Consider the following 6,608-nt stretch of genomic DNA (forward strand, 5'->3'; position numbering starts at 1 on the left):
CCTCGTACTGGACGTACGTGGGCTTTCGCCCGGTGCGGCGAGAGTGCGTGCCAGGCGTCGCAGGACAGACGGGAATTTGACGACAGGCCCTAGCAGCGGGCGAGTGTGCCGCTCGCCAAGGTGGATTTGTCGCTGAACAGCCAGCCTTCGGTGTTCGTGCCCTGGATGCGGCCGTAGATCCACTTGTTGCCCTGGGCATTGGTGGCGTAGCAGTGGTAGTAGACCTTCACGCCGGACTTGACCGCGGTCACGTAGGAGCACACCGCGTACGGCCCGGTGTAGAGGTGGGTGCTTTGAGCCGTGTAACCGTAGCCGTCGCTGCGGTTGGAGTGGGCCCAGCCGGTGCATGTCGTCGACACCGGGACGGGCTCCTTCACCGTGGAACTGGGCGTTGCCTTCGGCGAGTCGGACGGGTTGGCGGCCGACTTGCCTCCGCTGGTGCCGGGCTTCGGCGTGGGACCCTTCCCTCGGTCCCCGCCCTTCTTCGAGGGGTTGCTGGACGGCGTCTCGCTGGGGCCTATGCCCGTCAGGTCTCCCGCGGAGGTCGAGCCGTCGGTCGTGCCGCCCGTGTCGGACATGTCACCGTCGGCGGGGGAGCTCGCCGCGGAGAGCGCCGGGTTCGACCCGCCGCCCGCATCGCCCTGCATGCCCACCAGGGCGTAGGCGACTCCGCCGCAGGTGACGACGGTGGCAGCCGCCACCGCGACGACGGTACGGGTGCGGCGGCGCCGCGCGCCGACGACCGTGGCCCGGGTCTCGGAACGGGGGCCGTGACCGGCGGGCATGCCAGGAGCCATGCCCGCGTGCGGAGGGGCGCCGTAGGCGTCGGTCGGCGTGTAGGAGGCGACGGTCTGGGGGCCGGGCTGGGAGAACGGCGCTGCGGCGGGACCGAAGGCCGGGGGAGTGACGGGCTGGAGGGCCGGTGCCGGCGCGAGGTCCACCGGCCTGCCCCCGGCCACCGCCTCCAGCATCTCCCGCGCCTGCCCGGCGTCGGGCCGCTGCAACGGGTCCTTGGCCATCAGCGCCTGCAGCACCGTGGTGAGTGGTCCGGCTCGCCGGGGCTCCGGCAGCGGTTCGCCGACGATCGCCGCCAGCGTGGACCACACCGACGTACGGCGGAAGGGCGAAGAGCCCTCCACGGCCGCGTACAGAGTCATGCCGAGCGCCCAGATGTCCGAGGCGGCACCCGGTTCCCGGCCCTGTGCGCGCTCCGGCGGCAGATAGTCGAGGGAGCCGACGATCTGACCGCTCTGGGTCAGCTTGGCCAGGGCTTCATCGCCGGAGGTCTCCATGCTGGCGATGCCGAAGTCCGTGAGCACGACCCGGCCGCTGCGCTCCAGCAGTACGTTGCCGGGCTTGACGTCCCGGTGGAGGACCCCGGCCCGGTGTGCCGCGTCGAGCGCGTCCATCAGCTTGGCGCCGATCGCGGCCGCTTCGCGCGGGTCCAGCGAGCCGCGCTCCGCCAGAACGTCGTCGAGGGAGGGCCCGTCGACCAGCTCCATGACGATGACCGGCAGCCCCTTCTCCTCGACCACGTCGTGCACGGTGACCACACCGCTGTGCCGGATACGGGCGGCGGCCTGCGCCTCCCGCTGCATCCGGACCCGCAGATCGGCCAGTTCGGCCGGGGAAGCGTCGGTGTACGCCCGCAGGACCTTGACGGCGACCTCGCGGTTCAGCAGCTGGTCCACCGCCCGGGCGACCACACCCATGCCACCGCGCCCAATCGTCGCGGTCACGCGGTATCGCCCGCCCAGAACCTCTCCGACCAGATCCGCGCCGTTCGCGCCCGTCACCTGTCACGCTCCGTTCGTCGCACTGTTCAAGATCCGCCACGTGGCGGGCACCAGCGTAGGGGTACACGTGAGTACACGTGCGGGCGGGTTCACACGGCCCACCCCTCGGTGCGCATGTGCCCCTTCCAAAAGTCATGATCATCCGGATACCTGACATGAGTTCATGAGACTCGTGCCGTTCACCCCCCCCTCGGCGGCCCGCCCATTCGACGATCAGGAGCCCGCCCGCCAGGGACATGACGACTGCGGCCCCCCTGCGGCAGGAATGCGGGAGGCGATTCGGCAGGGCGGGGCCGAAGCGGTGCGAACCCAGACTTCCTGGCGCGCGACCATCACTGGACCAGCCTGAAAACCCGGCCCGGTTGGCGGGCCCTTCCCCTTCTCGGCGACCGGCGACCGGCGACCGGCGATCTGCGACCGGCGATCTGCGATCTGCGACCGGCGACCTGCGATCTGCGGGCTCACCCCACGCTCACCCATCAGGGCGACATCAGTCAGAAAATATGCTTGCGTCGGCACGTCTGCGGCTTCTGCGGCAGGACGGCCGGTGACCATCTGCCTCAAGGCGATCGTCGGCAGAAGGTGGTCAGGATGGGGCTTCGGCGCGGGCGTCCGCAGGCCCGACGAGCGGCGTTCGTCGCCGTGTGCACGATCGCTGCCGCGCTGCTCGCGGCTCTGGTGGACCGCGCGCCGACAGCCCGCGCCGGCGGGGTCGGGGAGAACGGTCTCGGGCTGTCGGTCACCGTCAACACCCGCCCCGGGCTCGGCGCGCTGCAGCCCGGCATCCGGGCCGGCACACCCGTCGTCAAGGTCTACCGGCTGACCAACTACAGCGGAGCCGACCTCGCCTCAGTGCGCCTGAACGACCCGGGCGTTCCGCCCTCGGCGGTCCGCTGCGGCGGCGGCTCCGCGCACCCCGGCACCCTGCGCGCGCTGTCGCGCACCGTCTGTACGGCCCGGTTTCCCGCCGCTCCCGGCCCCCACACCGACTGGGTCACGGCGACCGGCGTGATCCCTTCCCTGGGGATACGGATGACGACCTCCGCGCGCAGCGGCTACGCCGGTGTGGCCGGGCAGCTGTCCCTGTCCGAGAGCCCCCGGCTCATCAGTTTCACCGAGGCCGAGGTGCGTTACGTCCTGACCAACCCCGGCAACAGGACGGTGCTCGACGTCCAGCTGGCCGACCCGGAGCTGCTGCCCGCCCGCATCGACTGCTCCGGCCGGGCAGTCGTCCCCGAGCTTCCGCCCGGCACATCTGTGACGTGCACGGCGCAGATCACGCGGAGCCCGGGCACGTACCACAGCGCGGGCACGGCCACGGGCAGCGACTGGACGGCGACCCTGACCCCGACGGGAAGCAGTCAAGCGCCCCCTGCGCTCACCGCGCACGCCACTACCTCCTTCACTCTCCCCACTGCACCGGCTCTTCCTCCGGCAGCCCTTGCTCCGCCGCTCCCCCTGCCTCCGGGCTCCCCCCTCGGTACGCCGTTCCCCTTCCGTCCGCAGACGCCAGCACCTTCCCCTCCCCAGTACCGCCGCACCGTGCCCCCGCGACAGTCACCCACCGCAAGTGCGGCGCCGGGCCCTGCCGTTCCGCCTCCGGGCGTACAGCCACCGCCTGCCGCGCCGCCGGGCCAGCTGCCAGGCGCGGCCGGGCCGGCCGCACCCGGGGTACCCGCCGTACCACCGCCCATTGCCGCGCCCCTGACACCTCCCGGCCCCCTCGCGCCGGGAATCCCCGTGACGCCGCCTTTTGGAGGGGGCGTCCTGGGTGCCGCGCCGGCACCACCAGGCGGCGGGGCGCCGGGGACCGCGCCTGCCCAACCGGGCGGCGGGATCCTGGGCGCAGCGCCTGCCCAACCGGGCGGCGGGACCCTGGGCACCGCACCCGCCCCACCAGGTGGCGGCATCCAGGGCGCAGCGCCTGCCCAGCCTGGCGGCGGGATCCTGGGCGACGCGCCCGCCCAACCGCCCGCTCCGGTGACGCCCGCCCGGCCGAAGCCACCCGGTACTCGCGAGGCTCGCGGACAAGAGTCGTCGGTCCTCGCCAGGCTGCGGCGCCGATCCCGGGAGAACTCGAGCCTGTCCGTCGTGGCCGTGCTGCTGCTCCTCCTCGTTCCCGCCGCGCTCGTGGCGGCGCTGCTGGGCTCACGCCGCCCGTGATCCAAGGGGATTCCCGTGCCTGACACCCTGCAAAGCCTCGCCATTGTCCTCGGGGTGGCCATGCTCGCCGCCGCAGTGGTCGTGGCCAAGGGGCACTTGTACCCTCCGAGTCCCGACGAGGAGCCGCGCGAGGACGTCGCCGAGTACATCTCGATGATGGTCGGTGTCCTCTACGCGCTCGTGCTGGGACTCGCCCTCGTATCCGTATGGGAGACCAGCAGCAGCGCCTCCTCCCATGTACAGGCGGAGGCCAGCGCCCTGCACGAGACGTATCTGCTGGCCGAAGCCCTGCCGGCGGACGAGCGGGCGCGGGCGCGTACCCTCTCCGAGCAGTACGCCCATCACGTCGTCACCACCGAGTGGCCGCGGATGACGGCCGGCGGGGGCCTCGGTCCCGAGGGCTGGACGATGCTGAACCAACTGCGTGTGTCGAGCCGGCTTCCGGCCACCGCCACACCCACCCAGCAGATCGCCGCTCAGGAACTCCTCTCGCAACTGGGCACACTCGACGAGGCACGGCGTGGACGCGAGACCGATGCGCAGAGCAGCCTGTCGCCCGTCCTGTGGCTCGGCCTGATCATGGGCGGGGTGCTGACGATCGCCTTCATGTTCATGTTCGGAATCCGGCACAACTTCACTCATATCGTGATGGTCATGGGCCTGGCCGGGCTCATCACGTTCCTCGTCCTGCTCATCCGCGAACTCGACGCACCGTTCGGCGACGTCCTCGGCACCGACGCCACGGCTTTCACCCGGTACTTCCGCACGTGAACGGGAGGCGGGTCGGCGCGCGAGCAGCGCAGGAGACAGATACGCCTAGCCTCTGCGGGTCGAGGAGCAGCGAGGGACACAGGTCAGACAAGGACCGGCAGGGGCTCAAAATGAGCCTTGCCGCTCACCGAACCGCGCCGCTACCGTCCGCGGGTGCCTGATTCCTATGCTGACCTGTCGCGCTTCTACGACCTGGTCATGACCTCGGGATACTACGACTACGACGCCTACGCACAGGCTCTGGACTACTTCATCGAAGACCAGGGAGTGGTTGTGGCTCACCAGCGCCTTCGGTTCCGGCTCTTTCCCCGGGAAACGGCTGACCAGCTTCTGAAGCGATGCGGATTCCATCTCCAGGACAGCGATGGCGTGTTGTGGCAGCACAGTCGGCGGTAGGCGAGCCGCATTCGAGCACATGGCCCCGTCGGTCGATCAGACCTTCACCCCGCTCCACCGGACCAAACGCCTCGCGGTCCGCTGGGAACGGCGTATCGAAATCCACGACTCCTTCCTCTCGTTGGCTTGCCGACTCATCGGCTGGAGACGCCTCAAGGAGAGCGGATCGCGATCGCGTCACGAGCTCAGCGGAAAAGGTTTTGAACGAGGCTGCGCTCCGCTGCTACTTTCGCGGTGGACCGTGAAGTCGTCGTATGGAGGTGAGCCCCGTGAACACAGTTACCCATGGGTGCTCCCTCAACCCGTCACGGTCCGGCGGCTGACGTTCGGTGTCGCCAGGAGCGCCTGAGATCGAGGCACTCCTGGAAGGAGACTCCGATGAACACGAAGCCTTTCACTTCTGGCCTGAGCGAGAACGCGGTGATGATCACGCGCGTCGCGGACCGGCAATGGCATGCACTGGAAGACGACCTGGTGGTCGGCCGCGGGCATGCGGAACACCGGCCCGACGGGCGCTTGTTCGTCAGCATCGACGCCTGGCACGACGCCATCTTCGACCGGCTCGCCGAGGCGATGCTGGCGGAACTGCCGGCGCCGCTGTACACGGTGGTCGACGAAGCCGACGTCGAGTTGACAGCCGGCTGGCGGCGGGCCGGTTTCACGATCCGGCGCCGCGAGTGGGAGTACGTCGTACCGACTGACCCGCGAGTCACCGGGCTCGACGAAGTCCTGACGCCTTCGGGCGTGACGATCGTGCCCGCCGGCCAAGCGGACGAGAGTCTGCTGCGGGCGCTGGACCGCGCGATCCATGACGAAGTCGAGGCGGCCGTCGGGTGGCAGTCGATGCCCGCGGAGGTAATTCGCCGCCCTGAAGGTGACACGGTCGTCGACCCGTCGAAGTACGCGGTGGCGGTGGCGCCCGACCGCTATCTGGGCCTGATCCGCGTGGTGAGGGTGAAGCGGCCGCGCATCGGGCTGATCGCGGTCCGGGCCGACGAGCAGCGCCGGGGCATCGCGCGAGCGCTGCTGGCCCACGCGCTGGGGACGCTGCACCGCTCCGGGTCCGCCGCGGCCTGGACCGAAGTCCACGAGTCCAACCAAGCAGCCTCGGCGCTGTTCGAGGGCATCGGCGCCCGCCCGATGAGCAGCAACCTGGAGCTGGTGCGATGACAAAGAACAAGAACGTCATCGAAGTCGAGGGCAAGGTCGTCGAGTGCCTGCGCAGCGCCATGTTCACCGTGGAGCTCGAGAACGGCCACCAGGTGCTCGCGCACATCAGCGGGAAGATCCGCAAGAACTACATCAAGATCATGCTGGAGGACCGGGTGCTGGTCGAGCTCCCGCCGTACGACCTGACGCGCGGCCGGATCGTGTTCCGGTACCGGAACTAGGGCCTGTCGTCAAATTCCCGTCTGTCCTGCGACGCCTGGCACGCACTCTCGCCGCACCGGGCGAAAGCCCACGTACGTCCAGTACGAGGGC

6 protein-coding genes are annotated in these 6,608 nt (G+C 70.2%); 5 read left to right on the plus strand and 1 reads right to left on the minus strand.

The window, feature by feature from the left end:
• Positions 1 to 89 precede the first annotated feature (89 nt).
• A complete protein-coding gene (locus AB0G17_RS37190) occupies positions 90 to 1,739 on the minus strand; it encodes a protein kinase (protein WP_361392680.1) in 1,650 nt (549 codons plus the stop codon).
• A 648-nt stretch (positions 1,740 to 2,387) separates the two neighbouring features.
• On the opposite strand from AB0G17_RS37190, the gene AB0G17_RS37195 reads away from it, so the two are divergent.
• The 5 genes from AB0G17_RS37195 to infA all read left to right on the plus strand — a co-directional run bounded on the left by AB0G17_RS37195 (position 2,388) and on the right by infA (position 6,517).
• Positions 2,388 to 3,959 carry a hypothetical protein gene (locus AB0G17_RS37195; RefSeq protein WP_361392683.1) on the plus strand — a complete coding sequence of 524 codons (1,572 nt, stop codon included), beginning with the start codon at positions 2,388 to 2,390 and terminating at the stop codon, positions 3,957 to 3,959.
• Between the two features lie 15 nt (positions 3,960 to 3,974).
• Entirely contained in the window at positions 3,975 to 4,730 is a 756-nt protein-coding gene (locus tag AB0G17_RS37200) for a hypothetical protein (RefSeq protein WP_361392686.1), read from the plus strand.
• Between the two features lie 153 nt (positions 4,731 to 4,883).
• Positions 4,884 to 5,126: a hypothetical protein gene (locus AB0G17_RS37205; RefSeq protein WP_361392689.1), complete on the plus strand. Its 243-nt coding sequence runs from the start codon at positions 4,884 to 4,886 to the stop codon at positions 5,124 to 5,126.
• Positions 5,127 to 5,504: 378 nt separating this feature from the next.
• Positions 5,505 to 6,296: a GNAT family N-acetyltransferase gene (locus AB0G17_RS37210; RefSeq protein ID WP_361392692.1), complete on the plus strand. Its 792-nt coding sequence runs from the start codon at positions 5,505 to 5,507 to the stop codon at positions 6,294 to 6,296.
• Positions 6,293 to 6,517, plus strand: a complete 225-nt coding sequence (infA, locus tag AB0G17_RS37215; RefSeq protein ID WP_010981942.1) for a translation initiation factor IF-1 — start codon at positions 6,293 to 6,295, stop codon at positions 6,515 to 6,517. Before AB0G17_RS37210 ends, infA begins: the two co-directional genes overlap by 4 nt.
• Positions 6,518 to 6,608: the final 91 nt, after the last annotated feature.

Source organism: Streptomyces sp. NPDC023838 (assembly GCF_040639555.1).
GTDB lineage: Bacteria > Actinomycetota > Actinomycetes > Streptomycetales > Streptomycetaceae > Streptomyces.

What these genes read in the sequence shown, in the direction of transcription:
- AB0G17_RS37195 (WP_361392683.1), top strand. Translation starts at nt 2,388, where the DNA reads ATGGGGCTTCGGCGCGGGCGTCCGCAGGCCCGACGAGCGGCGTTCGTC.
- AB0G17_RS37210 (WP_361392692.1), top strand. Translation starts at nt 5,505, where the DNA reads ATGAACACGAAGCCTTTCACTTCTGGCCTGAGCGAGAACGCGGTGATG.
- infA (WP_010981942.1), top strand. Translation starts at nt 6,293, where the DNA reads ATGACAAAGAACAAGAACGTCATCGAAGTCGAGGGCAAGGTCGTCGAG.